The organism is Thermobacillus xylanilyticus, from assembly GCF_907165215.1.
In the GTDB taxonomy this organism is placed as follows: Bacteria; Bacillota; Bacilli; order Paenibacillales; family Paenibacillaceae; genus Thermobacillus; species Thermobacillus xylanilyticus.
In genome coordinates this window covers 1-1,555 of record NZ_CAJRAY010000104.1, presented here as the reverse complement: position 1 = coordinate 1,555, position 1,555 = coordinate 1, and the positions used below count along the sequence as shown (strand labels likewise).

The 1,555-nt window shown below is 49.3% G+C and carries 1 protein-coding gene; it reads left to right on the top strand.

What is annotated here, in order from left to right; all coding sequences use genetic code 11:
- Positions 1-78: 78 nt before the first annotated feature.
- Entirely contained in the window at positions 79-1,380 is a 1,302-nt protein-coding gene (locus KJQ12_RS18875; RefSeq protein WP_213486944.1) for an IS1380 family transposase, read from the top strand.
- Positions 1,381-1,555: the final 175 nt, after the last annotated feature.

The window sequence follows — 1,555 nt, the reverse complement described above, 5'->3', positions numbered from 1 at the left end:
ACATAAAAAAGTGCCCAAATCTTTGGTAGAATGGTGTTTGTCGAGAACACTACACCCAAAGAGAGGAGCACCTTTTAGGTGAAGTCTACCACACCCATCAGCAAAATCAAGACCGAATTTTCCTTACAAAACGCGACCAGTTTCGGCGGCATCAAAATCTTCCTGGAATACCTCGAAAAAATCAAGTTTGCCGCTGCTTTACAAAGGCTGTCATGCATGAAAGCAAACAACTCGCTGTTCCCCGTCTACCGTATTCTGCTTTATCTCGTCGTCGGCTGGATGCTCGGCTGCGAACGCCTCTTCCATTTCCGCAAGCTACAGCAAGACTCGCTTCTAAAGCGGTTTCTCGGTGGACGCTGTCCGCACCATTCGCTGTTATACAAAGAGTTGTCGCGTCTTAGCAAATCGCACCCGAAACTGTTGCCCGAATTGCGGTCGCTCAATCAGGAAATCATTGGACCTTGTTTACCAGAGGCTCTCATTCTGGACCTTGACTCCACCGTTGAAACCGTATATGGCGATCAGGGCGGAGCGGCTAAAGGCACGAACCCGCATAAGCCCGGCCGTAAGAGTTATCATCCTTTGCTGGCCTTCGAAGGACAGTCTCGTCTATGTTTGAATGCCGTTCTACGTTCGGGCAATACGCACTCCTCCACGGATGCGTCAGCTTTTCTTCACCAAACCTTCGAACTGCTGAGGGAGCATCCGGTGAAGTACGCGAGGTTCGATAAGGGCTTCGGCGGTGAAGATTTCTACGGCCTGTGGGAAGGCAAAGGAATCGGTTACGTCGGAAAGTTGAAATGGACAAAGCGCCTTGCAGAACAAGTCGCAGCCTGCCGGTACTGGAAACGATTCGTCGATGAAGACTGGATCATCGAAGGGATTACGATCATCTACAAAGCGACATCTTGGGAGAAGCCGCGCCGCGTAGCCATTATTCGCAAGGCACACATCGTTGATGATGGCCAGACCCGCATGGTGTTCGATTCGGACTGGCAATACGAAGCGATCGTCACCAACCTCGAATGGGAGCCGCTTGATCTGTGGCGCTTCTACAACCAACGCTGTTGCATGGAGAACTATATCAAGGAAGCGAAGAACGGCTTCTCCATTGATAGAATTGCGACGAGCGAATTTGAGGCGAATGAACTCGACTTGTTGATCAAATTACTCGCCTACAATTTGTTCGAGCGATTCAAGCGAAGCTGCTGCGAACCGGTACATCAAGGTTACACAATCGCACGGTTCCGATTAGAGTTCTTCCATTGCGCAGCAACGATTATTCGGCATAGCCGCAACATCATTCTCAAGCTGGCGAAAGACTTTGCAAACCGATATGCATGGCAACGAATAGAAGCCAGGATCGCACTTTTGGAATGAGAAAACCCTAAATTTAACATGGAAGAAATCGCAGCCTCTTCAGCGGGGAGGGGGAAAGTGCATCTGCATAACGTTGATCTGAATCGAATGGACTGGGAAACCTCTACTTTTTTACAGTCCGCGAGGCAGATCCACTATATTCAGTGTTTGATATTACGGGCTTTCGAAATTTAGG